This window comes from Variovorax sp. YR566 (genome assembly GCF_051992195.1).
Lineage (GTDB): Bacteria > Pseudomonadota > Gammaproteobacteria > Burkholderiales > Burkholderiaceae_C > Variovorax.
This window is the reverse complement of the sequence record NZ_CP197092.1, coordinates 1428095-1454401: the sequence shown is the minus strand read 5'-3', so window position 1 is coordinate 1454401 and position 26307 is coordinate 1428095. Positions and strand designations below refer to the sequence as shown.

The following is a 26307-nucleotide window of genomic DNA, read 5'->3' as shown; positions in this document are numbered from 1 at the left end:
AAGATCAGAGGCCCAGGGCCTTGCGGTCGATCTCGTAGTTCTGCGGGCCACGCTGCGCGATCTTGATCGCACCGACCTTGTTGCCCAGCGCTGCGCACTGCGCCAGCGGCCAGCCCTTTTCCAGACCGAACAGCAGCGCGCCACGCCATGCGTCGCCGCAGCCCGTGGGCTCGACCACTTCGGTGGCCACCACGCCCGGCACGTGCTCGCGCTCGCCGTCGGTCCAGATCTCGCAGCCCTCGGCCGCCAGCGTGACCACCAGGCCGCGCACGCGCTTCGAGATCTCGGCCAGGCTCCAGCCGGTGCGCTGCGACAGCATCTTTCCTTCGTAGTCGTTCACCACCACCCAGCTCGCGAGATCGACGAAATGGCGCAGCGCCTCGCCGTCGAACATCGGCAAGCCCTGGCCCGGATCGAACACGAACGGAATGCCGGCAGCAGCGAACTGCTCGGCGTGCTGCAGCATGGCGTCACGGCCATCGGGCGCGATGATGCCGAGCTTGATGTCGTCGCGTGCGGCCACCTTCGTGATGTGCGCCTGCTGCATCGCGCCGGGGTGGAAGGCGGTGATCTGGTTGTTGTCGACGTCGCTCATGATCATCGCCTGCGCGGTGAAGGTGTCGTCGAGCTGGCGCACGAACTCGGTGTCGATGCCCAGCGAGCGCATGCGCTCGAGGTACGAGGCGCCGTCGCTGCCGAGCGTGGCCATCGGTAGCGCAGTGCCGCCCAGCGCATTGAGGCTGTAGGCGATGTTGCCTGCGCAGCCGCCGAAGTCGCGCCGTAGCGTCGGCACCAGGAACGACACATTGAGGATGTGCAGCTGGTCTGGAAGAATCTGGTCGGCAAACCGGCCCTCGAAAGTCATGATGGTGTCGAACGCGAGGGACCCGCAAATCACTGCTGCCATGGTTGAGCCGTTGGTTGAATGGTGGATGGAAGAGAAAAGGACGCGTGCAGGCAGGCGCCCCGCTCAGGGATAGAAAGCTTCGACGCGGTAGCCCGCGATCGGCGGTAGCGCTGCGGCTTCCGAAGCGGACAAGGTCAGTGGCAGCGAGGCCGCGCGGTCGGCGCGGGCCTGCAGCACCGTCGGTGCACCGTAGTCCGCCGGCGACAGCACGCGGCGCACCACGGCGCGCTCCTGCGTGTCGAGCAGCGAGAGTTCGACGGCAGGCATCGCGAGCGGCACGGTGGCGCCATTGCGCAGGGTGAAGCTCAGGCGGTAGTCGTTGCCCCCGCTCTTCTCGCGCGCGAAGGCCGCGCCTTCGATCACGATGTCGCCGATCTGGCGCAGGGCCGCGAGTTCGCAGCCTGTGTATTGGCACAGTGCCGCCAAGGCGGGCCGCAGATTGGGCTGGCGCGCGGCAATGCCGTCGCGCTCGTGGCGGATGACCTGCAGGATGAGCAGCAGCACGGCAACCACCGCCAGCAGGACCAGCACGATGCGCACGCCCTTGCGCTGCCAGAAGCCGGTTGCCTTCTCGAAGGGCTCGTCGTCGTCCGCGAAGGGATGCCCTATTGGCAGTTCGAAATCCGGGGAGAGCGCAAGGTCGGACTCGCTTTCGGCCTGCACCACAACAGGCGAAGCCTTCGCAGCCGCACGCTCCTCACGCGCCTTGGCGCTCGCGATCTTGGCCGACTTGATGCGGGCGCGGCGCAGCGCCTTCTGCATCTGCACCTGGTCGTGGTCCTTTTCTTCCTGCTCGCGCTCCCCTTCAGCGCCGTCGTCGCTCGCTCGCTCGATCATCAGCCCGCGCATCGCCTTGATGCGCGGGGCGACGGGCAACGGCGGCGCCGGGGGTGGCGGCGCGGGCGGCGGCGACGCGAGATTCAGGTCGATGTTCGGGAACGGCGGCAGCGTGCTCGGTGGCGGCTTCCACGCGGGTTCGCTGACGTCGAGGTCGGACCATGGCTCGTCGGCGACGATGCCGTGTTCGGGCAATGACAGCGAGAACTCAAGCGCTGCTGGAGGTGGTGGTGGCGACGCCGGCGTCGGTGCAGGCGCTGAAGCCTCCGGGGGCGGCGCATGCCGAGGTTGCTGCTCGGGCTCGTCGTCGAAGAAGTCCGCATCTTCGGCCGGCGACGAGGGCTCCAACTCGAGCGGCGGCGGTGGCGCAGGAGGTTCGGGCGCGACCTTGGGCTCCGAGGCGGACTCGACCAGCCCCGGCATGTAGCCACCACCCTGCACCGGCGGCGCTGCACCATCGGGCGCCTCGTGCAGATCGAGCGTGGCGTCGAACACATGGCTGCATCGGCCGCAGCGCACCCAGCCATCAGAGATGCGAAGCTGGTCGCGCACCACCTTGAAGGTGGTGGTGCAGGCGGGGCAGCGCGTGACGAGACTCATGACCGGGCGATTGTAGGGTCGAGCCCTCGCCACGGGAGGGGCGCAAGGCGGCTCAGCAGCGCGCGGTCATGAGGATCCAGCCGTCCTCGGTGTCGCTGACTTCGAGCGTTGCGTACGGCGCGTAGGCCTCTTTCAATTCATCGGCCTGGCGCTCGAGGATGCCGGCCATCACCAGCGATCCGCCCGCCTTCACATGGCTGCGCAGCAACGGCGCGAGCACCTTGAGCGGCGTGGCCAGGATGTTGGCGAGCACGGTGTCGTAGTGGCCCTTCGCCGCTTCGGGCAGGCCCGCGTTCAGCCGGACACCGTTGGCCTCGGCATTGAGCCGGGTCGACGAGACCGCGGCTTCGTCGATGTCGACAGCGTCGATGTCGGTGGCGCCGAACTTCGCCGCGCCGATGGCAAGAATGCCGGAGCCGCAGCCGTAGTCGAGCACGCGCTGGTTGGCCAGCACGCCGTCGCCCTGCGTCGCAATCCACCGCAGGCACATGCGCGTGGTGGGATGCGTGCCGGTGCCGAAGGCCAGGCCCGGATCGAGCCGGATCACCTGCCTTGCCTGCTCGGGTGGCTCATGCCACGTCGGCACGATCCAGAACTCGGGCGTGATCTCGACGGGAGCGAACTGCGATTGCGTCAGGCGCACCCAGTCCTGCTCGGGCACCGGCGCAATGCCGAGCACCTCGCAGCCTTCGAAGAAGTCCTGCAGCGCGAGCACCGACGCGGCCTCTTTGGCGAGCGCCTCGTCGGGGAACAGCGCGATCACGCGCGAACGCTGCCAGCCCTCCTTCGGCGGCGGCATGCCCGGCTCGCCGAAAAGCGCCTGCTCTGCGTCGGTCTGCGCGTCAGCGTCTTCCACCGACACGCTCAATGCATCGAGTGCATCGAGCGCTTCACCGAGCGTTTCGACCCGGTCTTCCGGCGCCATCAGGCGGAGTTCGAACATCGCGGCGTCCCGGGTCAGCGCTTGTGCGCCGCCAGCCACTCTTCGAGGTAGTGGATGTTGGTGCCGCCGGTCATGAACTTGGAATCGACCATCAGCTCGCGGTGCAGCGGGATGTTGGTCTGGATGCCTTCGATCACGGTTTCGTTGAGCGCCGTGCGCATGCGGGCCATGGCCTGCTCGCGCGTGTCGCCGTAGACGATGATCTTGCCGATCATGGAGTCGTAGTTCGGCGGCACGAAGTAGTTGGTGTACGCATGCGAGTCGACGCGAACGCCCGGACCACCCGGCGGGTGCCACATCGTGATGCGGCCCGGCGACGGCGTGAACTTCCACGCGTCTTCGGCATTGATGCGGCACTCGATGGCGTGGCCGTGCATCTGGATCTGGCGCTGTGTGAACGGCAGCTTTTCGCCGGCCGCGACCATGATCTGCGTCTTGACGATGTCGATGCCGGTGGTGAACTCGGTCACCGGGTGCTCCACCTGCACGCGCGTGTTCATTTCGATGAAATAGAACTCGCCGTTCTCGTAGAGAAACTCGAAGGTGCCGGCACCGCGGTAGTTGATCTTCTTGCAGGCGGCCGCACAGCGCTCGCCGATCTTCTCGATCAGCTTGCGCGGAATGCCCGGCGCGGGCGATTCCTCGATCACCTTCTGGTGGCGGCGCTGCATGGAGCAGTCGCGCTCGCCCAGGTAAACCGCGTTCTTATGCTTGTCCGCGAGGATCTGGATTTCGATGTGGCGCGGGTTCTGGAGAAACTTCTCCATGTACACGGCCGGATTGTTGAAGGCCGCGCCGGCTTCCGCCTTGGTCATCTGGATCGCATTGACCAGAGCCGCCTCGGTGTGCACCACGCGCATGCCGCGACCACCGCCGCCGCCCGCAGCCTTGATGATGACCGGGTAGCCGATGGCACGCGCGATGCGCTTGTTGGTGGCGGCGTCGTCCGAGAGCTCACCCTCGGAGCCGGGCACGCAAGGCACGCCGGCCTTGATCATGGCCTGCTTGGCCGACACCTTGTCGCCCATCGTGCGGATGTTGTCAGGCGTCGGGCCGATGAACTGGAAACCGCTCTGCTCCACGCGTTCGGCGAAGTTCGCGTTCTCGCTCAGGAAGCCGTAGCCGGGGTGAATCGCTTCGGCATCGGTCACTTCGGCCGCCGAAATGATCGCCGGCATGTTGAGATAGCTCTGCGCCGAGGGGGCCGGGCCGATGCACACGGCTTCTTCGGCGAGCTTGATGTACTTCGCGTCGCGGTCGGCTTCGGAATACACCATCACGGCCTTGATGCCGAGCTCGCTGCAGGCACGCTGAATCCGGAGGGCAATCTCCCCCCGGTTTGCAACCAGGATCTTCTTGAACATGGTCACTCGATGATGAACAGCGGCTGTCCGTATTCGACCGCCTGGCCGTTTTCGCCGAGGATCTGGGTGATCGTGCCGGACTTGTCGGCCTCGATTTCGTTGAGGATCTTCATCGCTTCGATGATGCAGATGGTGTCGCCTTCGTTGACCTTGCTGCCAACCTCGACGAACGCAGCAGCGCCCGGGCTGGACGAACGGTAGAAGGTGCCGACCATGGGCGACTTCACCGCATGGCCGGCCGGAGCGGCTTCGGCCGCCGGTGCGCTGGCCGCGGCGGGTGCCGCGGGAGCGCCGGCTGCGGCCGGTGCGGCAGCCGCCTGAGGCGCCGCCAGGGTTTGCACATACTGCACCGGAGCGGCGCCGCCGCCCTTCACGATGCGAACCTTGCCTTCGGTTTCGGTGATTTCCAGCTCGGAAATATTCGATTCGGACACCAGATCGATCAGTGTCTTGAGTTTGCGCAGATCCATGGGACTCCAGTGCCGGCTGAGCCGGTCTTCAGGACATAACTTGTTCGAAAATCGTTGATTTTCGGCGTTCGGCGTCTAACGCCAGCGTAAGGAACTGATTCTAACCATGAACCAGTTCGCGTCGCCAAGTGTCCAGGTCGGTGGTCTCGAGCTTGCCCATTTTACGGGCGGCCACGGAGCCGTTCGCATTCAGGACCAGCGTGAAGGGCAAACCGCCACCCGTATTGCCCAGATTCTTGACCAGCTCCGTACCCTGAAGGCCGGCCAGGCCGGTCGGGTAGGTGACGGGCGTGCGCTGCAGGAACTTGCGCACGGCGCTGGGTTGATCGATGGCCAATCCAACCACTTGCCAGCCGTTGACGCCATTTGCACGGAAGAAAGCGTCGATCATCGGCATTTCTTCAACGCAGGGCGGGCACCACGTCGCCCAGAAGTTCAGCAGCAGCGGCTTGCCGCGCAGGCTCGACAGGACGAGGTCACCGCCCTCCGGGCGCTCGAAGCTCTGGGCCCAGAAGGCCGCGTCGAGCATCTCCCCGCCCGCTGCGCCACTGCTGCTGCGCTCCTTCCACCATGCGCCGCCGAGCCCGGCGGCCGCAGCCGCTGCCGCCACGCCGGCATAGAGCATGCCGCGTCGGGTGGGCGAAGAAGTCATTCACTTGTCCTTTTCTCGTTCAATCAGTCGGCGCAATGCGGGCAGATCGCCACGGGGCACGCGCCCCTGCGCGTCGGGCTTCAAGGCCCCGCGCAGGTCGTCGAGGTCGTAGACCAGCAGGTGCACGCCGATTTCCTCGCCGAGCGCACGGCTCGGGGCGTGCACGCTCAGCGCCTCGACCTGCTCGCCATGAAAGCCGGTCACCATGCGCGGCTCGTAGTCCACGTGGTGATCGATCAGCGCGATTTCGGCCGATTTGGAATCATCGCAAAACAACTGAATATAAATGTCTGACAACCGGGTGGCCGTTCCGTGCCACACGGCACCGCCCACGTGGGGGCGGAAGACGGCCATGCGCTCCATCCATTCGAGCGCAAGCAGCCGCAATGCATGCAATTCCTGCGGCTGGGTGTCGGCGCAGAAAAGCTCGATGTACTCGCGCACCTCGGCCTCGACCTCGTCGTTGTTGGGCAGAGCGGTGCGCGCCGAAAGGCCCAGGTCACGCAAGGCCCGGCGCTTGGCCGGACCATATTCCAGTCCCTCCTCGACGACGAGACGGGCTGCAGTGGCGGCAATTTCACGCTTGGACGTGTCCATCAGGGCATTTTGCCCGCAGTACGCGCCCCACACATCAACATCAGTACGAAGCGCGGGACAAACACGCGGCCCAGGCACGGGCGCGGCACATCGCTTCCCTAGAATCGACCGATGCACATTCATATTCTGGGTATCTGCGGCACGTTCATGGGTGGCGTGGCCGCCCTGGCGCGCGAGGCAGGCCACCGGGTCACGGGCTGCGACGCCGGCGTGTACCCCCCGATGAGCGACCAGTTGCGCGCCCTCGGCATCGACCTGATCGAGGGCTTCGGCGCCGACCAGCTTTCCCTGGCGCCCGACATGTTCGTGGTCGGCAACGTGGTGTCCCGCGCGCGGCTGCCCGACGGGAGCCCCAAGTTCCCGCTGATGGAAGCCATCCTCGACGCCGGCAAGCCCTACACCAGCGGTCCGCAGTGGCTGGCCGAGCATGTGCTGCTCGGCCGCCACGTGCTGGCGGTGGCCGGCACGCACGGCAAGACGACGACCACCTCGATGCTGGCCTGGGTGCTGGAAAAGGGCGGCAAGGCGCCCGGCTTCCTGGTGGGCGGCGTGCCGCTGGACTTCGGCGTCTCGGCCCGGCTGGGCGACGGCCCGGCCTTCGTGATCGAGGCCGACGAGTACGACACGGCCTTCTTCGACAAGCGCAGCAAGTTCGTGCACTACCGGCCGCGCACCGCCGTGCTGAACAACCTCGAGTTCGATCACGCGGACATCTTCGACGATCTTGCCGCTATCGAGCGCCAGTTTCATCACCTCGTGCGTACTGTGCCGAGCACGGGGAGGCTGGTCGTGAACGCCACCGAAGAAAGCCTGCAGCGCGTGCTGGCCCAAGGCTGCTGGAGCGAACTCGCGCGCTTCGGCACGAATGGTGAATGGCAGGCGCGCGGCACGCACGACGCCTTCGACGTGCTGCAGCGGGGCGAAGTGGTGGGCCGAGTCGAATGGGAGCTCTCGGGCCTGCACAACCAGATGAACGCGCTGGCCGCCATCGCAGCGGCCGAACACGTGGGCGTGGCGCCGGCCGAGGCAGCCCGTGCGCTGGGCAGCTTCCGCAACGTGCGCCGGCGCATGGAGCTGCGCGGCACGGTCGAGCAAGTCGGCGGCGCGATCACGGTCTACGACGACTTCGCCCACCACCCGACAGCCATCCGCACCACCCTCGACGGCCTGCGCAAGAAGCTGGATGCCGCTGGCAAGCAAAGTGAGCGCATCCTCGCGGCCTTCGAGCCGCGCAGCAACACGATGAAGCTGGGCGTCATGGCGGCGCAGCTGCCCTGGAGCCTGGAGGCGGCCGACCTGTCGTTCTGCCACACGGCCGGCCTCGACTGGGACGCCGCAGCAGCGCTCGCGCCGATGGGCGACCGCGCACAGGTGGCCGGGGCCATCGAGCCGCTGGTGAAGCAGATCGTGGCCGCGGCCCGCCCGGGCGATCACATCGTCTGCATGAGCAACGGCGGCTTCGGCGGCGTGCACGACAAACTGCTTGCGGCGCTGCGCACGGCGACGGCATCATGACCGCCATGCCGCTCACACGCGCCCACGAACTGATCGAGACCCTGAAGCTGCAGCCCCACCCCGAGGGCGGCTGGTACGGCGAGGTGTTCCGCTCAGCATCGAGCGTCACGCCCACCGACGGCCGCGCGCCGCGCAGCGCGCTGACCAGCATCTACTTTTTGCTCGAAGCGAGCCAGCATTCGCGCTGGCACCGGGTGCTGTCCGACGAAGTCTGGGTGCATCTGGAAGGCGTACCGCTCACGCTGTGGACCTGCGACGCCGCAATGCGCACGGCGCCGGCCCATGTGCGGCTGGGCCCGGTCGATGCGCACGGCACGCGTCCCCAGCATGTGGTGCCCGCCGGCCAATGGCAAGCGGCCCGGCCGATCCAGGGCCACAGTTCAGGCGACTACACACTGGTCGCCTGCATGGTCGGGCCGGGCTTCGATTTCGCCGACTTTTCGATGGTGCCGCCCGACAGCGACGAAGCTGCGTCGATGCGGCACCATTGGCCTGACCTGGCCAGGATGCTCTAACCCGGGCTTCAGCCCCGGCGCTGCTTGACCGCCTTCGAGAGCGTGTCGAGCACCTGTACCGAATCGTCCCATCCCAGGCAGGCGTCGGTGATGCTCTTGCCGTATTCGAGGCCCGACAGCTGGTCCTTGCCCGGCGTGAACTTCTGGGCGCCCGGCTGCAGGTGGCTTTCGACCATCACGCCGAACACGCGGTTCGAGCCGCCGGCGATCTGCGCGGCGATGTCCTTCGCCACCTCGATCTGCTTCTGGTGCTGCTTGGAGCTGTTGGCATGGCTGCAATCGACCATCAGCGTGGGCGGCAGCTTGGCGGCCTCGAGGTCCTTGCAGGCGGCTTCGACGCTGGCGGCGTCGTAGTTCGGCGCCTTGCCGCCGCGCAGGATCACGTGGCAGTCGCGGTTGCCGTTGGTCTGCACGATCGCGACCTGGCCATTCTTGTGCACCGACAGGAAGTGATGGCCGCGCGCCGCCGCCTGGATGGCGTCGGTGGCGATGCGGATGTTGCCGTCGGTGCCGTTCTTGAAGCCGATGGGCGCCGACAGGCCCGAGGCCAGCTCGCGGTGCACCTGGCTTTCGGTGGTGCGCGCGCCGATGGCGCCCCAGGAGATCAGGTCGCCGATGTACTGCGGCGAAATCACGTCGAGGAATTCGCTGCCCGCCGGCAGGCCGATGCGGTTGATGTCGATCAGCAGCTGGCGCGCGATGCGCAGGCCTTCGTCGATGCGGAAGCTTTCGTCGAGGTACGGATCGTTGATGAGCCCCTTCCAGCCGACAGTCGTGCGCGGCTTCTCGAAGTACACGCGCATCACGATTTCCAGCGTGCCGGCGTATTTCTCGCGCTCGACCTTGAGGCGGCGGGCATATTCGAGCGCGGCAGCCGGGTCGTGGATCGAGCAGGGACCCATGATCACCAGCAGCCGGTCGTCCTTGCCGGCCATGATGTTGTGGATGTTGCGGCGCGTGCCTTCGATCAGGGTTTCGACAGGCGTGCCGCGGATCGGGAAAAAGCGGATCAGATGTTCGGGAGGGGGCAGCACGTTGATGTCCTTGATGCGTTCGTCGTCGGTCTTGCTGGTTTTTTCGACGCTCGCATACCAGCTGTCGCTGGCGGGGGCTGTGTTCGTGCTCATGGTTGCTTCCTTGTCTGTCGGGTTTGAGTGGATATCGCAGGGGCAAAAAAAAACCGCCGGGGCTCAGGGCACCGGCGGTTTTGGGAGGGTGTTCGTTTGCTTTACGCGCTCGCCTCTCGTCCGCCGGAAACCGGGAACCAAAAGTAGGCAAAGAAATAAGCGCGGAGGGCGGACATGTGCGCGAAATGTAGCACGGAAAGCAAAAACCCGGTCAAGCGGCCGGGTGCGGTGTTGTTTACCGGTAGCCCGACTCGTTGGCGTTGTGGATGATCCAGATCAGGTTGCCGCTGGTGTATTCGCCCATGCCGCCGCCCGCGAAGATGAGGCGGCCCTGGCCCTTGTAGGTCATCTCGAAACGATGGCGGTCGCTGCCGAAATAGAACGGAATGAAGGCCTTGCCCGTCACGTACGCGCCCTGATCGGTCGGCGGCCCCGCGAGGTCGGTGACCTGCCTGGCGCTCATGCCGATCTGCAGGCGCGCGAACTTGCTGTTGCGCGCCGGGTTGCCGGTGATCTCGCCTTCGTAGCCGTTCAGGCCCTTGACGGTGCGGCCGCTGCCGGCTTCGACCTTCGACGAGTCGACCACGTTGCCCTGGGCATCCATGCCGGCTTTCGCGCCGCCGCGCGCCGGTGCCGCGGGGGCGGCTGCGGGTGCCGGCGCAGCCGCGGGCTGGCTGCCGCCGGAACCGCCGCGCGACGCGCAACCTGCGCTTGCCAGCACCACCACGGCAGTCACGGCCCACAGAGCCGCGGACGAATTGATCCTGATCCTCATCGAACGCTCCTTGTTGTGAAAGGAGCGCAGCTTAACAAGCCCTCAGGCCGTACCGCCTACGGTCAAACCATCGATGCGCAACGTCGGCTGGCCGACGCCCACGGGCACGCTCTGGCCTTCCTTGCCGCAGGTGCCGACGCCCGAGTCGAGCGCCATGTCGTTGCCGATCATGGTCACACGGGTGAGTGCGTCGGGGCCGTTGCCCACGATGGTCGCGCCCTTCACCGGGTACTGGATCTTGCCGTTCTCGACCCAGTAGGCCTCGCTGGCGGAAAACACGAACTTGCCGCTCGTGATGTCGACCTGCCCGCCGCCGAAGTTGGTGGCGTACAGGCCCTTCTTGATGCTCGCGACGATTTCCTTCGGGTCCTTGTCGCCGCCGAGCATGTAGGTGTTGGTCATGCGCGGCATCGGCACGTGGGCGTAGCTTTCGCGGCGGCCGTTGCCGGTGGGCTTGACCTTCATGAGGCGCGCATTGAGCGCGTCCTGGATGTAGCCCTTGAGGATGCCGTCCTCGATCAGCACGTTGCGCTGGCTGGCGTTGCCCTCGTCGTCGACGTTGAGCGAGCCGCGGCGGTCGGCGATGGTGCCGTCGTCGAGCACCGTGACGCCCTTGGCCGCCACGCGCTGGCCGATGCGGCCCGAGAACGCGCTCGAGCCCTTGCGGTTGAAGTCGCCCTCGAGGCCGTGGCCGATGGCTTCGTGCAGCAGGATGCCGGGCCAGCCGGAGCCGAGCACCACGGTCATTTCGCCGGCCGGTGCCGGGCGTGCGTCGAGGTTGGTCAGGGCGGCCTTCACGGCATGGTCGACGTACTCGGCGATCTGCTCGTCGGTGAAATAGGCCAGGCCGAAACGCCCGCCACCGCCGCCGGAGCCGATTTCGCGGCGGCCATTCTGCTCGGCGATCACGGTGACCGACAGGCGCACCAGCGGACGCACGTCGGCGGCCAGCGTGCCGTCGGCACGTGCCACGAGCACCACGTCGTACTCGCTCGCCAGGCCCGCCATGACCTGCGCCACGCGCGGATCGCGCGAGCGGGCCAGCTTTTCGACCTTTTCGAGCAGCTTCACCTTGGTGGTGCTGTCGAGTGTGGAAATGGGGTCGATGCCGTCGTAGAGCGAGCGGCTCGATGCGATCTTGCGGGCCGGCGTCTTCACGCGGCCCATGCGGCCTGCGGAGGAAATGGAGCGCACCGTGCGCGCCGCGTCGAGTAGCGAGGCCTCGGAAATGTCGTCCGAATAGGCAAAAGCGGTCTTCTCGCCACTGACCGCGCGCACGCCGACGCCCTGGTCGATGCTGAAGCTGCCGGTCTTGACGATGCCCTCTTCGAGGCTCCAGCCCTCGCTGCGCGTGTACTGGAAGTACAGGTCGGCGTCGTCCACCCGGTGCGCGGTGATCTCGGCCAAGGCCTTGCTCAGGTGCGATTCGTCGAGGCCGAACGGCGTGAGAAGGAGCTGTTGCGCCGTGGCGAGGCGCTCGATGGTGGGTTCGCGAGAGATCATCGCGACATTCTAGGCAGCCGCCCTCTTCCGCGCTGCCCCAAAGGGCACTCGGGCGCTACTAGTTCTGCGCCAGCTTCCTTGCCCGGGCGATCGACATCAGGATCCCCAGCCCCAGCCCCAGCGTCACCATGGCCGTGCCGCCATAGCTGATGAACGGCAGCGGCACCCCCACGACCGGCAGGATGCCGCTCACCATGCCCATGTTCACGAAGGCATAGGTGAAGAAAATCATGGTGACCGCCCCCGCCAGCAGGCGCGAGAACAAGGTTGCCGCATTGGTCGCGATCACCAGTCCCCGGAAGATCAGCAGGATGAAGGCCGAAATCAGCGCCAGGTTGCCCATCAGCCCGAATTCCTCGGAATAGGCGGCAAAGATGAAGTCGGTGGTCCGCTCGGGAATGAATTCGAGGTGCGTCTGCGTACCCTGCATGAAGCCCTTGCCGCCCACCCCGCCCGAACCGATGGCGATCATCCCCTGGATGATGTGGAAGCCCTTGCCCAGCGGGTCTTTGCTCGGGTCGAGCAGCGTGCACACGCGCTGCTTCTGATAGTCGTGCAGCACCCGCCAGTCGACCCCGTCGGCGCACAGCCTCGACTCGAAACCCACGATCAGCGTCACGGCCACCGCGCCGATCAGCACCGGCGGCACGATCAGCTTCCACGGCAGCCCGGCAAAGAAGATCACCGCCAGCCCGGCGGCCAGCACCAGCAGCGAGGTGCCCAGGTCGGGCTGTTTCATGATGAGCCCGACCGGCACCGCCAGCAGCACCGTCGCCACCACGAAGTCGAGCGGCCGCAACTGGCCTTCTCGTCGCTGGAACCACCAGGCCAGCATCAGCGGCATCGCGATCTTCAGGATTTCGCTGGGCTGGATCACCACGCCCACGTTGATCCAGCGCTGTGCGCCCTTCTTGGTGATGCCGAACAGCGCCACCGCCACCAGCAGCGCCACGCCCATCGTGTAAAGCGGCACGGCGGCCAGCATCAGCCGCTGCGGCGGCACCTGCGCCACCACGAACATGATGAAACCGGCCAGCAGCATGTTGCGGCCATGGTCGACGAAGCGCGAGCCATGGTCGTAGCCCGAGGAATACATGGTCAGCAGCCCGGCGAACGCGAGCAGCAGCACGGCGAAGGCCAGAAAGCCGTCGAAGCCCTGGAAGATGGGCGCAATGCGACGCGCCAGGGAGGGCTGATTGAACACGGCAGACATGGGGGCGGATTATCCCCGCCCTGCCTGCGACCTCAATCGAATTCGAGTTGAACGACCGTGCGTCCAGGTCGGCTTTCAACCGTCAGCCGGGCCCCGATGGCCCCCGAGCGCTCCGCCAGCGACCGCGGCCGATGCTTCACGGCGTCGAAGCCCTTGCCGTTGTCGATCACCCGCAGTTGCACCGTCGTGCCCTGCATCCCGGCCTCGAATCGCAACACTGTGGCCTGGGCGTGCTGCAGCACGTTGGAGATCGCCTCGAACAGCAGGAACTGCAACTGCCGCATGCCTTGCGCGCCGAGCCGCTCTACCGGCTCCACCTCGTCCACCGCCCATTCGAACTCGATGCCCGAAGACGCCAGGCGGGGTTCCAGCCGGTAGCGCGCCGCCGCCAGCAGCGCACCCACGTCGCCCGGCGGCAGGTGGATCGAATCGATCTGCAGCTTGAGCTGGTCCAGCGAATCGCGCAGCGTGCGCAGCAGGTCGCCCGAGCTGGTCTGGCCCGACTGCAGCTGCCGGATCGCCGAAGTGATGTGCGAGCCCATGCCGTCGTGCATTTCGCGCAGGATGCGTTCGCGCTCGTGGGTGCGCGCCTGGTCGCGCGCCGCGGCCTCGAGTTCGGCATACGTGGCCGCCAGCTCGCGTTCGCGCTGGGCCACCCGCTCGGCCAGGGCCGCGACCGATCCGCGCGCCAGCACGCTCGCCGCACGAAAGCGCCGCAGCACGATCAGCAGCAGCGCCACGCCGAAGAACACCGACGAATAGCGCACCCAGGTGGTCTCGCCATAGGCATCGCTGAGGCGGATCACCAGCCAGTCGCGCACGCCGAACATCACTGTCACCAGAGCGGCGCCGGCCACCAGCAAACGCTCGGCGCTCGGTTTGCGCAGGGTGTCGACGGCGAAGGCGCTGACGAAGGCCAGGACGAACACGATCTGGACGGCAAGCCAGCCGGTGAGCCACATCGGCTCCTCGCGCTGCAGCGACAGCGCGCTGAACAGCACCGTAGCGACCACGATGCCCGCAATAGGCCAGCGCACCCACTGGTAGCGGCGGTCGCGCCCCCACCCCGCGAGGTGGTAGACGAACATCATGGAAGAGGCAGCCCAGCCCGCATAGCAGGCGGCCATCAGCACGCCCCATGGCCCCCAGGACAGGGGCGGCTCGGCGATGACGCCGTCGGCCACCCGCACCGCCCAGCAGAACTCCGCCAGCGCGGCCCAGAAGTAGATGCCGTCGCGCCGCTGGGCGCCCTTGGCATCGGCGTCGACCTGCGTCAGCCACAGCGCCAGCGCGATGCCGCCGACGATCAGGCTGAACGCCATCAGCAGCACCGAGCCGGTGAAGCGCCATGCATAGGCGCTCTCGAAGAGTTCGGTGCGAACCGGCGCGGCCGGCCCGATGACCACTTGAGACAGCCCCGCGCGCCGGGCGGTGTCGGCGTGCAGGCGGATCTGCAGGAGGTTGTCACCCTTTCGCAGCAGGCGCCCGGGCACCGGCACGTAGATGGGCGCCTTGGCGTAGTCGGCGTCGTTGCTGCGGTCCAGGTCGCCGTAGACCTGCAGCAGCGCGTCGTTCAACTGCACCTCGAAGACGTTGCCGACGCGCGGAATGAAAATGCCCCAAGGCGTCTCGGGCTCGGCCTCGAGCGTGAACGGCAGGTCGAAGCTCGCCATGCCCGGGCGGCCGTTGTGCTGGCGGTCCCAGTGGTAGGACAGCTCGACCGGCTCGGTGCGCGTGACGCCGCCGACCGTGGTCGTCACGGTGCCCTGGCGCAGTTCGATCGGCGCCTCGGACGCGGCCGTGGCCGCGCTGGAGGCTCCGGCAATACCCGCGAAGAGCATCGCCAGCCATAGCATCAGCAGCGACGCCCATTTTGGTCGCATCTGTGCTCAGCCCGGATGAGACAACAGGCCGAGCCGCGTCGCTTCGAAAACGGCCTCGCTCTTGGAATGCACGGCGAGCTTTCCGTAGAGATTCTTGATGTGGGTCTGCACGGTGTGCACGCTCAGGCCCTTGAGCCGCGCGATCTCCGCGTACGAAAAGCCACGCGCGATCAGCGTCAGCACCTCGTGTTCGCGAGCCGACAGCAGGCCGCGGTCGGATTCGTCCGCGGCTGCTTCGGGCGCAGCACCCGGCGGCGCGCCGGGAACGGCCGCCGATTGCAGGCTGCGGTACTTCGCGAGCACGCGCCGCGCGATCATGGGCGAGATCGGCGAGGCACCGGCCTTCATCTCCACGATGGTCTGCGCGATGTCCTCCGGCGCGGCGTCCTTGTGGATGTAGCCCACGGCACCCGCCTCGATGCTGGCGAGCACGTTCTCTTCGTCGCCGAAAACAGACACTACCAGCGGCTCGCAGCCTGGAAAGCGCGCAACGGCGTCGCGGATCACGTCGAGCCCGGTGCCGTCGGGCATGCCGAGATCGACCAGAAGCACGTCGGGAATGGTGGTGGTGCGGGACAGCCAACCCAGCGCTTCCTGCACCGTGCCCGCACTGCCGAGCCAGAAAAGGCGCGGGCTGCGCTGCACGCTGGCCTCGAAAAAGGCACGCGCGCGGCTATCGTCTTCGACGACCAGCACACCCCAGCGGCGTAGCGTCGCGTCGTCCTGAGCCTCAGTGTTCATGGGCATGAGCATAAGCCCCGGCGCGCACCGGGAATCCATACACGCCTCCCCCGTTCATGGGATGCCCACGATGAAGCATCGCCGCGAAACTTTCGCCGCTTTTTTGCAGGGCATATCCCCCTTCCCATGCAAATTAAGTAACCCGAACGTAGGCCATTCATGCCGCAGTGGTCAAGGCCTTAGTACTTTTGAATTCCCGACGCACGGCACACCCCGAACCGGGGCACGCGAAATGCCGGCGCGCCTCGGGCTCTCAGTAAGCTATGGCCTTACCGAAGAACCTCGTCCGGCGGGTTTTTTGTATGTTGGAAGCGGCCTCGCGAGAACAGACCTCATGCAGAATTACCCGTTCCCGGCAAGCGAGGTGCGACGCCCGCACCTCCCGTCTTTTCCTCGCATGGATCCGCAAACCACACACCTGCTTTACCTGCACGGTTTCCGTTCTTCGCCTCGTTCGACCAAGGCCCGGATCGTCGCGGAGCGCGTGGCGCGGCAGCATCCGAATCTGCAGTGGTGGTGCCCGCAATTGCCACCGTCGCCGCACGATGCCATCGACATGGTGATGAAGGGCATCGCGCACTGGCCGCGCAAGTCGATGGCGGTGGTGGGCTCGTCGCTCGGCGGCTACTACGCCACCTACGTGGCCGGCATGACGCGTTGCCGCGCGGTGCTGCTCAACCCGGCCGTGCATCCCGCGCGCGACCTCACGCGCTACATCGGCGACCAGACCGTCTGGCACGACCCCGCCGAGCATTTCTACTTCCGTCCCGAATACATCCACGAGCTTCGTGCGATGGAAGTCGGCCCGCTCACGCGGCCCGAACGCGTGTTCGCGATCATCGCCAAGGGCGACGAGGCGCTCGACTGGCACGAAATGTCCGCGCGCTACCCCGACAGCAACATCAAGCTGCTCGAGGGCAGCGACCACGCCCTGTCGGATTTCGAAAAGGCCCACCTGGACGACGTGATGGCCTTCATCAACCCGGTCTGAGCACAGCCGGGCCGAGCGGGCCCATCCTGCATGGGACAATCCGCGCCATGTTTGTATTGTTTGAAGAAGCCGGCAAGTACCTCGGCGGCCGCGTGCTGTCGGAGGCCGAAGCATCGGCACAAGTCGAGCTCGAAACCGGCAAGCGCGTCAAGGTCAAGGGCGCCAACATCGTGCTGCGTTTCGAGAAGCCGTCGCCCGCCGATCTGATCGCCGAGGCGCGCTCGCTCGCCGCCGCCCTCGATCTCGACCTCGCCTGGGAGTTCGCGCCCGAGGGCGAATTCGCCTTTGCCGAGCTGGCCGCCGAATATTTCAGCGAAAAGCCCTCGCTCGCCCAGCAGGCCGCAGCCCTGTTCGCGCTGTTCGAGGCGCCGCACTACTTCCGCCGCGCGGGCAAGGGGCGCTTCAAGAAGGCACCGGCCGAGATCGTGCAGCAGGCGCTGGCCGCCATCGAGAAGAAGAAGGTCATCCAGGCGCAGATCGCCGAGTGGGCCGCGCAGCTGGCCGAGGGCATTTGCCCCGCGCCCGTGCGCGAGCAGCTCTACAAGATCCTGTTCCGCCCCGACAAGAACGCCCCCGAATACAAGGCCGTGGTCGACGCCGCGCGCGCCACGCAGCGTCCGCCGCTCGACCTGCTGGAGCGCGCCGGCGCCATCGACTCGCCCTACCAGTTCCACTGGCGGCGCTTCCTGTTCGAGAACTTCCCCAAGGGCACCGGCTTCCCCGCGCTCGCGGCGCCCGCCATCGTGGACGACCTGCCCGTGGCCTCCGAGGTGCAGGCCTTCTCGATCGACGATTCGCAGACCACCGAGATCGACGACGCCCTCTCCGTGCAGGGCCTCGGCACCGGCACCGTCACCGTCGGCATCCACATCGCCGCGCCGGCCCTGGCGCTCACGCCGGGCAGCGCCATCGACAACGTGGCGCGTGCGCGCATGTCGACGGTCTACATGCCGGGCTACAAGATCACGATGCTGCCCGACGAGGTGGTCAACACCTACACGCTGCTCGAAGGCGGCGACCGGCCGGCCGTGTCGCTGTACGCGCGCTTCGACGAAGCCACGCTGGAGCTGCAAGGCACCGAAACGAAGCTGGAACGCGTGCCCATCGTGGCCAACCTGCGCCACGACCAGCTCGACACCGTCGTCACGCAGCCATGGCTCGAAGACGCGTCCTTCCAGAGCGACAACACGCCCGCAGCCGCCGCCAGCCTGCGCGCCCCGCTCTCGTTCCTGTTCCGCCTTGCCAAGCAGCTGAAGGCGCAGCGCGAAGTGGTGCGCGGCAAGCCCGAGAACTTCAACCGGCCCGACTACAACTTCCGCCTCGTCGGCAACGAGGGCGAGCCCACCGGCAGCGAGCAGGTGCAGATCAGCACGCGCCAGCGCGGCGCGCCGCTCGACCTGATCGTGTCCGAAGCGATGATCCTGGCCAACAGCAGCTGGGGGGGCTGGCTCGGCGAGCTGGGCGTGCCCGGGCTCTACCGCAGCCAGGCCAGCCTCGCGCCCGGCATCAAGGTGCGCATGGGCACGCGCGCACTGCCGCACGCGGGCCTTGGCGTGAAGAGCTACGCCTGGAGCACCTCGCCGCTGCGCCGCTACACCGACCTCGTGAACCAGTGGCAGATCATCGCGGCCGCGCGCCACGGCAAGACCGCCGCGCTGGCCGCGCCCTTCAAGCCGAAGGACGCCGACCTGTTCTCGATCCTCTCTGGCTTCGACGCGGCCTATGCCACGTACAACGCCTACCAGGGCGGCATGGAACGCTTCTGGACGCTGAAGTACCTGCAGCAGCAGGGCATCACCGAGCTCGAAGCCACCGTCATCAAAGACCTGCCGAACGGCGCGCTGGTGCGGGCCGAAACGCTGCCGCTGGTATTCCCCGTGGCCGGCCAGCAGGAACGCGGCGCCCGCCTGCGCGTGAAGCTCGGCGAGATCGATGAGATCGCGCTCGACGTGAGCGGCACGGTGCTCGAACGCCTCGACACGCCGAAGACCGATGCGGCCCTCGCGGACGAAAGCGATGAGGGCGACGAAGAAGAAGTGGTCGCAGGCCCGATCGCCATTGCCGTCGACCTGAGCGACAGCGAGGCTGCTGCGCCCGAAAACACACCCGCATGAATTTCGGCGGATCGTCCGAAGAAATGCGGCCCCTGGAGGAGTTTCGAGAATGAACTTCAAGGACCTCAGCACGCTGCAGATTGCACTGGGCGTGTCGGTCATTGCGCATGCCGCACTGCTCGCGGTGCGCTTCGTCGATCCCGAATCGTTCAACAAGGTCTTCAGCGACACACCGCTCGAAGTGATCCTGGTCAACAGCAAGACCAACGACAAGCCCGACCCCAGCGCCCGGCTGCGGGCCCAGACCTCGCTTGCAGGCGGCGGCGACCTCGACAAGGGCCGCGCAACCAGCCCGCTGCCACCGTCGAGCTTCACCACCGTCGGCGATTCGTTCGAAGATGCGCAGCGCAAGGTCGACGCGATGCAGACCGAGCAGATGCAGATGCTCACCCAGCTCAAGCGCGACCTCGCCGCAATGCCCGCGCCCGACCCGCGCAACCCCGGGGACCCGACCGAGGCCACGGCGCAGGAAGAAAAGCGCCGCCAGATGATCAATCTGCTGGCCGAGATCGAGCGGCGCGTGAACGAAGAAAACGCACGCCCGAAGAAGCGCTTCCTGAGCCCCTTCACGCGCGAAGCGGCCTTCGCCACCTACGTCGATTCGCTGCGCCGCCGGGTGGAAGCGCAGGGCACTGCCAACTTTCCGACGCTCGCCGGCAAGAAGCTCTACGGCGAGCTGACGATGACCATCACGGTCAACTTCGACGGCCGCCTGCTCTCGACGGTGGTCGATGAAAGCTCGGGCATTGCGCTGCTGGACAAGCGCGCCCAGGCCATCGTTGCCAGCGTCGGCAACTTCGGCACCTTCACCGACGCGATGCGCAAGGAGCACGCCGACCAGATCGTGATCCGGCCGCACTTCCGGTTCGCGCACGACGGGTCGGTCGAACTCTCCTCGCAGTAGAAGCAGACGCAACAAAAGAAGGCAGACGCCATGGACCTGTACTGCGTCATGGGCAACCCCGTCGAGCACAGCCGCTCGCCGCGCATCCACGCGCGTTTTGCCGAGCTCTGCGGCCAGCAGATGGACTACGGCCGGCGGCTGATTCCGCTCGGCGCGTTTGCCGAAGGCATTGCGGCCTTTCGCAGCGAAGCCGCCGAACGCGGCGACACCGCGCGCGGCTGCAACATCACCGTGCCCTTCAAGTTCGAAGCCGCTGCGCTCGCGCAGCACACCAGCGAACGCGCCCTGCTCGCGCAGGCGGTCAACACGCTGCGCTTCGACGCCGACGGCAGCATCCATGCGGACAACACCGACGGCATCGGCCTGGTCAACGACATCGTTCGCAACGCGGCCGTGCCGCTGCAAGGCAAGGCGCTGCTGCTGATCGGCGCGGGCGGTGCGGCGGCCGGCGTGCTCGGCCCGCTGCTCGACGCGGGCGCTTCGCGAGTCGTGGTGGCCAATCGCACCGTGGGCAAGGCCGTCGAGCTGGTTCGCCGCCATGCGGCCATTGCGCTGCGCCACGGCGCGTCGCTCGAAGCCTGGGCGCTCGACGAAGTGCCGGGCGCCTTCGACGTGGTGGTCAACGCCACCGCCTCCAGTCTCGCGGGCGATGCAGTGCCCGTGAAGGCCCGCGTGCTGCGCGCCGGCGGACTCGCGGTCGACATGATGTACGGCCCTGCGGCGGCGGGCTTCATGGCCTGGGCCGAGGCGCATGGCGCGGTCGCGCGCGACGGACTCGGCATGCTGGTCGAGCAGGCTGCCGAGTCCTTCGAAATCTGGCGCGGCGTGCGGCCTCCTTCCGCGCAAGTGCTGGCTGAAGTTCGAGCCGAGCTGAAATGAAGGCAGTGCTGCGCCTGATCGCCTGCCTCGTGGTGGCGGGCGTGGCACTCGAGTTGTTCTTCGTGGTGCGCATCGCGGCGATGACCGTGCTCGATCCGCAGAGCACCGCGTTCCAGCGCTCCGAGGCTTTTCAGATCGCCATTCATCAGGGCAGCGGAGCCGGCTGGCGGCAGGAGTGGGTGCCCTACGCGCAGATCAACGACACGCTCAAGCGCGCCGTCATCGCGAGCGAGGACGCCGGCTTCGTCGACCACAACGGCGTGGAGTGGGAAGCCATCGAGCGAGCACGCCAACGCAACGCCAGGGCCGAAGAACTCGCCGCCAAGCGCGCAGCGCGCGCGGTGGCGCGCGGCAAGCCGGTACAGCCGGTGCGCCTGCGCGGCGGCTCCACCATCACGCAGCAGCTTGCGAAGAACCTGCTGCTGTCCGGCGAGCGCACCTTGCTGCGCAAGGGCCAGGAGCTGGTGCTTGCCACGCTGCTCGAAGTGCTGCTCGACAAGCGGCGCATCCTCGAGATCTATCTCAACAACGTCGAGTGGGGCGAAGGCGTGTTTGGTGCCGAGGCGGCCTCGCAGTACTACTTCCGCAAGCCGGCCTCGCGCCTTGGTACCAACGAGGCCGCGCGCCTGGCGGTGATGCTGCCCAGCCCCAAGTTCTTCGAGCGCCGGATCGGCTCGCCCTACCTGAGCGGGCGGGCGTCGACGGTCATGGCGCGGATGCCTGCGGCCGAGCTGCCCTGACGACCGCATCGCGCAGGCCCTCGATGGCCAGCACGGCAGCAAAGCCGATCACGTAGGCCAGCACGTCCCACCAGTCGGCCGTGCTGCCGAGCACGATGCGCAAGGCGCGGTTCGGAATGTGCAAGTGCCACGCCGCCGCAAGGTACTGCCCGAGCTCGACCGCGAGGCCCACGCCCAGCGCAGCCAACGCCAACGGCAGCACGCGCGCGCCGATCACCGTCCTGAAGACGAAGTAGACCCACACCACGGCCAGCACGTCGCCGAAGAAGCTGCGCAGCCAGCCCCAGCGCGCGCCGACGGTGGCCAGCAGCACGAGAACGAGAAACAGGGCCACCGCCCACACGAGTGAAAGAGGATCGAAACGCCATCGCATGGCCCGTATCATCGCGCCCATATGCTGGCAAAGCTCACGGGTTGGTTGTTGTTGGGAATCGTCCGGTTGCTCACTGGCGCGCAGGCGCGCTGGTATGGCTGTCCGCCGAAAGCCGAGCAGCGCATCTATTTCGCCAATCACCAGAGCCACGCCGACCTCGTGATGATCTGGGCGGCGCTGCCCGAAGAGTTGCGCAGCATCACGCGGCCCATCGCGGCGCGTGACTACTGGGCCAACACGCCGGTCAAGCGCTGGATCACGACGGAGGTGTTCAACGCGGTGTACGTGGAGCGACAGGCGTCGGCGCCTGCTGCAGCGGCGGCACCTCCTGTACCCGCACCCGTGATGGCCGAAGCCCTGCCACCGCAACGCCCGCCGATGCCTGCCGAGCGCATCGAGCCCTCGATGGAACCTCTGCTGCCCTTGACGCCGCCGGCACCACCCGCAGAGACCGCGCCCGAAGCGCAGGGCCGGCTCGACCTTCCCGAGCCGCCCGCTCCGCCACCGCCTCCTCCTCCAGAGCCGCCACCGCCCGCGGCGCCCGAAGAAGTCCCGGTCGCTGCACCGGCCCCAGCCGTCGATCCACTCGCCCCCCTCGTCGAAGCCTTGCGCAGCGGCGACTCCATCATCATCTTCCCCGAAGGCACGCGCGGCCACACGGGCGAGCCGCAGAAGTTCAAGTCGGGCCTCTACACGCTCGCCACCATGTTCCCCGACGTGGTGCTGGTGCCGGCATGGATCGACAACGTGCAGCGCGTGATGCCCAAGGGCGAGATCGTGCCGGTGCCCATCCTCTGCTCCGTCACCTTCGGCGCGCCGATCCGCGTCGAAGAAGACGAAGAACGCCGGCCCTTCCTCGACCGGGCGCGCGCCGCCGTGATCGCCTTGCGCGACGTCTGACGACATGAACCAGTTCCTGCGCAACCTCACCCCGACCCAGCAAGTCGCGGCGCTCTTCCTCATCATCTTCGGCGTGCTCGTGATCGTGAGCACCACCGCCTTCTTCCTGAGCTTCAGGGAAAAGCGCAACCCCGTGCACGACGCCACCTGGCAGGCCGAGCTCGCGCACTTTCGCGCGCTGCTGGGCACCACCTGGTTCATGGTCATCATTTTCTGGATCGGCTGGGCGCTGGGCGAAACCGTGGCCACGGTGCTGTTCGCGCTGATCTCCTTCTTCGCGCTGCGCGAGTTCATCACGCTCTCGCCCACGCGGCGCGGCGACCACCGCAGCCTGATCCTCGCCTTCTTCGTGGTGCTGCCGATCCAGTTCTGGCTGGTGGCCACGGCGCGCTTCGACCTGTTCACCGTGTTCATCCCGGTGTACGTGTTCCTCGCGATACCGGTGGCGAGCGCGCTAGCCAACGACCCGAGCCACTTCCTGGAGCGCAACGCCAAGCTGCAGTGGGGCATCATGGTCTGCGTCTACGGCATGAGCCACGTGCCGGCGCTGCTGCTGCTGAGCTTTCCGGGCTACGAGGGCAAGAGCGCGTTCCTCGTGTTCTTCCTGGTGTTCGTGGTGCAGACCTCGGTGCTGGTGCAGCACCTGATCTCGCGTCGCACCCAGCGCGCGCCCTTCGCGCCCAACGTGAGCCGCAGCTTCAACTGGACCAGCTGGGGCATCGGCATCGTGGTGGCGAGCCTGGTGGGCGCGCTGTTCTCGTTCATCACGCCGTTCAAGTTCGGGCAGGCGCTCGCGGTGTCGGTCATTGCCTGCATCGCGGGGTCGATGGGGCACCTGGTGATGAAGGCGCTCAAGCGCGACCGGGGCATTCCGAACTGGGGCCAGAAGGGCGTCGGCGTGACAGGAGCCAATGGCCTGCTCGACCGGGTCGACGCACTGTGCTTCGCCGCCCCCATCTTCTTTCACTCCATCCGCTGGTACTTCAACGCCTGAGCCTCATCAGGCCTTGCGGCGCACCACGCGGTCGAAGGCCTGCTTCGCCGCGCGCCCGAAGGCCTTGGCCTTCAGCGCCTGCAGCTCGCGCGTCAGCCGCGTGCGCTGCTCGGCCGACAACGCCGTGCCGAAACGGCCCAGCGCGGCTTCGAGCGCCGCGCGCTGCGCCTCCACGCGCCCCTGCCGGCCCTCGGCCTCGGCCAGCCATTCGCAGGCATTGGCGACGCGTTCGCGCAGCGCGGCATCGCCTGTATCGCCGAAGCGCGCAATGAGCGCGCGATAAGCCTTGGCCTGCCCCACGGGATCGCCGAGCTTGTCGAGCGCCTTGGCCTTGTTGATCATCGACTTGGCGGCCCACAGCTGCAGCGTGCCTTCCCTCGCGCCGGTGGTGCGCGCGATGGCCTCGTCGTAGCAGGCCACGGCCGCCTTGAGCTGGCCGGTCTGGCGCAGCGTGGCGCCCTTGCGAAACAGCGCGCCGACCACCCGCCCGCGCAGGTCCGGCAGCTCGGAGTTGCCCCAGCGCGCGACGATCTCGTCGTGCACCCGCATCTCGTCGTCGTGCAGGCCGAGGCGGTCGAGCGCGGTGCTCTTGTACTGCAGGCACAGCGCGACCGTCTCCTGCATCTCCGTCGATGGGTCGGCGCCGTAGCGCGCGTCCATCGCGTCGGCGGCGGCCATCACTTCGGCAAAGCGGTCCAGCGCGACCAGGCAGAAGGCCTTGTGGACGAGCGCCCGCGCGCACTGGCGGCGCAGCTCCGGGTGGGGCGATGCGGAATACGCGGCCAGCACTTCGTCGAACAGTGCGATCGCCTCGCGCGACTCGCCCGCATCGCCGTGCTTGCGGCCCTGTTTGACCTTGTCGCGTACCTCGTCGCGCAGCTCGGGCGGCAGCTCCGTATCGGCCTTGCGCAACCGCTTCAGGCAGGCCTGGCGGCCAGCGTTGGCCTTGGACAGGGTGTCCTGCAGCTCGGGCGTGGGCGTGTCCTTCAGCTGCTTCGCGAGTTGCTCGTACACCGCGAGCGCTTCCTCGGGCCGGTTGAGCCGTTCGAGCAGCACGAAGCCCTTGTTGAGCAGTGCGCTCGCCACGGTGCGCTGCACGCCGGCGTCGGTGTCCGCACCGAAGGTGGCGAGCAGCCGCTCGCAGGCGGCCAGCGCAGCCTCTCCGTCGTCCTGCTCGCGCAACCCCACCGACCAGTCGTAGGCACGGCGCACGGCCATGCGGCGCACCTGCGACGACTCGTCGCGGCCGTAGCGGTCGAGCAGCCAGCCGACCAGCTCGGCGCGGTTCGCGTGCTCGTCGATGCCGAAGCCGTCGAAGAACAGCGTCAGCGCCCGCACGCCTTCGATGCGCAGCTCGGGCGCCGCGTCGGCAAGGCCGGCCTCGATCTGGTCGGCCACGGCCAGGCACATCACCTGGGCCTGCGCGTGCTGCGCCAGTTCGCGCAGGTTCAGCACCGAGGCCAGGCGCGCACGCGCCACGCGCAGCACCACGCCGGGGTCGGTGCTGCCGTCGAAGCGCTCGATCACTGCTTCCAGCGTGGCGAGCGCGTCTTGCGGCAGGCCGCGATGGTGTTCGATCTCGGCCTTGAGCAGCCGGGCCTCCACGCGCCACGCGTCGAGCGCGGCATCGGGCTGGCTGTCGAGCAGATCGCTCATGGCATCGCAGGCTTCGCAGCGCGCCTCGGGCTCGTCGATCCACCAGGTGCGCTGATACAGCGCATGGGCGATGTGCTCGCGGATCGCAGGCTCGCTGCGCTGGCCGTGCGCGGCGATCAGGCGGTCGAGGGTGGCGAGCGCGTCGGCGGGGCGATGCATCTGGCGCAGCATGTGCGCCAGCAGGCGCAGCGCCTGGCAGCAGGGCACGACCACGCCGACGTCGGGCCTGGCTGCGTACTCGTCGAGCAGACGGGTACAGGCGGCCAGTGCCTCGTTGCGGCGGCCCAGGTCGTTGAGCAGTTCGATGCGGCGGAAGCTCGCGGCCGCGCGCTCGGCGGGGTGCTGCTGCAGGCGTTCGATCAAGGCTTGCGCCTCGTCCAGTTGCCGCTGCGCGGAGGACTCGACTACATTCACATTCGCTTCCTTGTGTGGCGCGCCCTGCGGAAAGCGGGGCAGACTGTACGAATCGGCACGGATTCTGCCCGCGATAGCACTGCTTTCGAGCGATAGTTCGGTCCCTTCTCTCTCCTCTTTGCACTGGCGTAAGCCTTTTCGCTTCCTTTCATGCGCATTCTTGGCATCGACCCCGGCTTGCAGACCACCGGCTTCGGCGTGGTCGACGCGGACGGCCATGCGCTGCGCTACGTGGCCAGCGGCACCATCAGTACCCGGCACCTGGGCACCGGCAACCTGCCGGCGCGCCTGAAGGTGCTGTTCGACGGCATCGCGGAGATCACCGCGCGCTACCAGCCCGATGCGTCGGCGGTCGAAATCATCTTCGTCAACGTCAACCCGCAGTCGACGCTGCTGCTGGGACAGGCACGCGGCGCCTGCGTGACCGCGCTGGTGAGCAACAACCTCTCGGTGGCCGAGTACACCGCGCTGCAGATGAAGAAGGCGGTGGCCGGCCACGGCCAGGCCGCCAAGGCGCAGGTGCAGGAGATGGTGCGGCGGCTGCTCGAGCTGCCAGGCTTGCCGGGCGCCGACGCGGCGGATGCGCTGGGCATTGCCATCACGCATGCGCAGGTGGGGCGGTCGATAGCGCGGCTCGCTGAAGCGGCCGAACTGTCGAAGACGCATGCCGGCACCTACCGGCAAGGGCGCTCGCGCTGAC

Annotated in this window: 25 protein-coding genes; 10 read left to right on the top strand and 15 right to left on the bottom strand. The window is 67.4% G+C overall.

Features of this window, described 5'->3' with window-relative positions; genetic code table 11:
- Positions 1–4 precede the first annotated feature (4 nt).
- The 7 genes from ACTG4X_RS06730 to ACTG4X_RS06700 all read right to left on the bottom strand — a co-directional run bounded on the left by ACTG4X_RS06730 (position 5) and on the right by ACTG4X_RS06700 (position 6370).
- Positions 5–907, bottom strand: coding sequence for a carbohydrate kinase family protein (locus ACTG4X_RS06730; RefSeq protein ID WP_093056209.1), 903 nt, complete (start codon positions 905–907; stop codon positions 5–7).
- Between the two features lie 63 nt (positions 908–970).
- Positions 971–2344, bottom strand: coding sequence for a zinc-ribbon and DUF3426 domain-containing protein (locus ACTG4X_RS06725; RefSeq protein ID WP_440533494.1), 1374 nt, complete (start codon positions 2342–2344; stop codon positions 971–973).
- 52 nt (positions 2345–2396) lie between these two features.
- On the bottom strand, positions 2397–3287 hold the full coding sequence (prmA, locus tag ACTG4X_RS06720) for a 50S ribosomal protein L11 methyltransferase (protein WP_093056388.1): 891 nt from the start codon (positions 3285–3287) through the stop codon (positions 2397–2399).
- Positions 3288–3301: 14 nt separating this feature from the next.
- Complete coding sequence (accC, locus tag ACTG4X_RS06715; RefSeq protein ID WP_081270245.1) at positions 3302–4651, bottom strand: acetyl-CoA carboxylase biotin carboxylase subunit; 1350 nt, start codon at positions 4649–4651, stop codon at positions 3302–3304.
- A 2-nt stretch (positions 4652–4653) separates the two neighbouring features.
- Entirely contained in the window at positions 4654–5121 is a 468-nt protein-coding gene (gene accB, locus ACTG4X_RS06710) for an acetyl-CoA carboxylase biotin carboxyl carrier protein (RefSeq protein WP_440533493.1), read from the bottom strand.
- Positions 5122–5221: 100 nt separating this feature from the next.
- Positions 5222–5773 carry a TlpA family protein disulfide reductase gene (locus ACTG4X_RS06705; RefSeq protein ID WP_258351206.1) on the bottom strand — a complete coding sequence of 184 codons (552 nt, stop codon included), beginning with the start codon at positions 5771–5773 and terminating at the stop codon, positions 5222–5224.
- Complete coding sequence (locus tag ACTG4X_RS06700) at positions 5774–6370, bottom strand: hypothetical protein (protein ID WP_093173026.1); 597 nt, start codon at positions 6368–6370, stop codon at positions 5774–5776.
- A gap of 111 nt (positions 6371–6481) precedes the next feature.
- Between ACTG4X_RS06700 and mpl the strand changes: the two genes are divergently transcribed.
- Together mpl and ACTG4X_RS06690 are read left to right on the top strand one after the other, a co-directional pair.
- Entirely contained in the window at positions 6482–7885 is a 1404-nt protein-coding gene (mpl, locus tag ACTG4X_RS06695) for a UDP-N-acetylmuramate:L-alanyl-gamma-D-glutamyl-meso-diaminopimelate ligase (protein ID WP_097200123.1), read from the top strand.
- Positions 7882–8400 (top strand): cupin domain-containing protein, encoded by a 519-nt coding sequence (locus tag ACTG4X_RS06690; RefSeq protein WP_093173030.1) that lies wholly within the window; start codon positions 7882–7884, stop codon positions 8398–8400. Before mpl ends, ACTG4X_RS06690 begins: the two co-directional genes overlap by 4 nt.
- An 8-nt stretch (positions 8401–8408) precedes the next feature.
- Here the strand turns inward: ACTG4X_RS06690 and ACTG4X_RS06685 are convergent, their stop codons facing one another.
- The 6 genes from ACTG4X_RS06685 to ACTG4X_RS06660 all read right to left on the bottom strand — a co-directional run bounded on the left by ACTG4X_RS06685 (position 8409) and on the right by ACTG4X_RS06660 (position 15654).
- On the bottom strand, positions 8409–9527 hold the full coding sequence (locus ACTG4X_RS06685) for a 3-deoxy-7-phosphoheptulonate synthase (protein ID WP_093173032.1): 1119 nt from the start codon (positions 9525–9527) through the stop codon (positions 8409–8411).
- 235 nt (positions 9528–9762) lie between these two features.
- The gene (locus ACTG4X_RS06680) at positions 9763–10302 is read right to left on the bottom strand and encodes a hypothetical protein (protein WP_093056225.1); all 540 of its coding nucleotides are present in this window, start codon (positions 10300–10302) and stop codon (positions 9763–9765) included.
- A 42-nt stretch (positions 10303–10344) separates the two neighbouring features.
- Complete coding sequence (gene tldD, locus ACTG4X_RS06675) at positions 10345–11805, bottom strand: metalloprotease TldD (protein WP_097200124.1); 1461 nt, start codon at positions 11803–11805, stop codon at positions 10345–10347.
- 58 nt (positions 11806–11863) lie between these two features.
- A complete protein-coding gene (rodA, locus tag ACTG4X_RS06670) occupies positions 11864–13018 on the bottom strand; it encodes a rod shape-determining protein RodA (protein ID WP_093056229.1) in 1155 nt (384 codons plus the stop codon).
- 32 nt (positions 13019–13050) lie between these two features.
- Entirely contained in the window at positions 13051–14901 is a 1851-nt protein-coding gene (locus ACTG4X_RS06665) for a sensor histidine kinase (protein WP_440533492.1), read from the bottom strand.
- 6 nt (positions 14902–14907) lie between these two features.
- The gene (locus tag ACTG4X_RS06660; protein ID WP_093056233.1) at positions 14908–15654 is read right to left on the bottom strand and encodes a response regulator transcription factor; all 747 of its coding nucleotides are present in this window, start codon (positions 15652–15654) and stop codon (positions 14908–14910) included.
- Between the two features lie 385 nt (positions 15655–16039).
- Here ACTG4X_RS06660 and ACTG4X_RS06655 point away from each other — a divergent pair, with 385 nt between their 5' ends.
- Genes ACTG4X_RS06655 through mtgA form a run of 5 tightly spaced genes read left to right on the top strand, consistent with a single transcriptional unit; the run spans position 16040 to position 21270 of the window.
- On the top strand, positions 16040–16633 hold the full coding sequence (locus ACTG4X_RS06655) for a YqiA/YcfP family alpha/beta fold hydrolase (RefSeq protein WP_093056235.1): 594 nt from the start codon (positions 16040–16042) through the stop codon (positions 16631–16633).
- Positions 16634–16680: 47 nt separating this feature from the next.
- Positions 16681–18747, top strand: a complete 2067-nt coding sequence (locus ACTG4X_RS06650; RefSeq protein WP_097200126.1) for a ribonuclease catalytic domain-containing protein — start codon at positions 16681–16683, stop codon at positions 18745–18747.
- 49 nt (positions 18748–18796) lie between these two features.
- Positions 18797–19651, top strand: coding sequence for an energy transducer TonB (locus ACTG4X_RS06645; RefSeq protein WP_093056238.1), 855 nt, complete (start codon positions 18797–18799; stop codon positions 19649–19651).
- A gap of 30 nt (positions 19652–19681) precedes the next feature.
- Positions 19682–20530: a shikimate dehydrogenase gene (aroE, locus tag ACTG4X_RS06640; RefSeq protein ID WP_097200127.1), complete on the top strand. Its 849-nt coding sequence runs from the start codon at positions 19682–19684 to the stop codon at positions 20528–20530.
- The gene (mtgA, locus tag ACTG4X_RS06635; protein ID WP_097200128.1) at positions 20527–21270 is read left to right on the top strand and encodes a monofunctional biosynthetic peptidoglycan transglycosylase; all 744 of its coding nucleotides are present in this window, start codon (positions 20527–20529) and stop codon (positions 21268–21270) included. Before aroE ends, mtgA begins: the two co-directional genes overlap by 4 nt.
- Here mtgA and ACTG4X_RS06630 read toward each other — a convergent pair.
- Positions 21236–21655 carry a DUF2809 domain-containing protein gene (locus tag ACTG4X_RS06630; RefSeq protein ID WP_093056389.1) on the bottom strand — a complete coding sequence of 140 codons (420 nt, stop codon included), beginning with the start codon at positions 21653–21655 and terminating at the stop codon, positions 21236–21238. The two genes, mtgA and ACTG4X_RS06630, sit on opposite strands and share 35 nt — an antisense overlap.
- Positions 21656–21664: 9 nt before the next feature.
- On the opposite strand from ACTG4X_RS06630, the gene ACTG4X_RS06625 reads away from it, so the two are divergent.
- Positions 21665–22543: a lysophospholipid acyltransferase family protein gene (locus ACTG4X_RS06625; RefSeq protein WP_097200129.1), complete on the top strand. Its 879-nt coding sequence runs from the start codon at positions 21665–21667 to the stop codon at positions 22541–22543.
- A gap of 4 nt (positions 22544–22547) precedes the next feature.
- Complete coding sequence (locus ACTG4X_RS06620) at positions 22548–23537, top strand: phosphatidate cytidylyltransferase (protein ID WP_093078616.1); 990 nt, start codon at positions 22548–22550, stop codon at positions 23535–23537.
- Positions 23538–23543: 6 nt separating this feature from the next.
- Here the strand turns inward: ACTG4X_RS06620 and ACTG4X_RS06615 are convergent, their stop codons facing one another.
- Positions 23544–25607: a tetratricopeptide repeat protein gene (locus ACTG4X_RS06615; RefSeq protein WP_097200130.1), complete on the bottom strand. Its 2064-nt coding sequence runs from the start codon at positions 25605–25607 to the stop codon at positions 23544–23546.
- 150 nt (positions 25608–25757) lie between these two features.
- Between ACTG4X_RS06615 and ruvC the strand changes: the two genes are divergently transcribed.
- Entirely contained in the window at positions 25758–26306 is a 549-nt protein-coding gene (gene ruvC / locus ACTG4X_RS06610; RefSeq protein ID WP_440533491.1) for a crossover junction endodeoxyribonuclease RuvC, read from the top strand.
- Position 26307 lies beyond the last annotated feature (1 nt).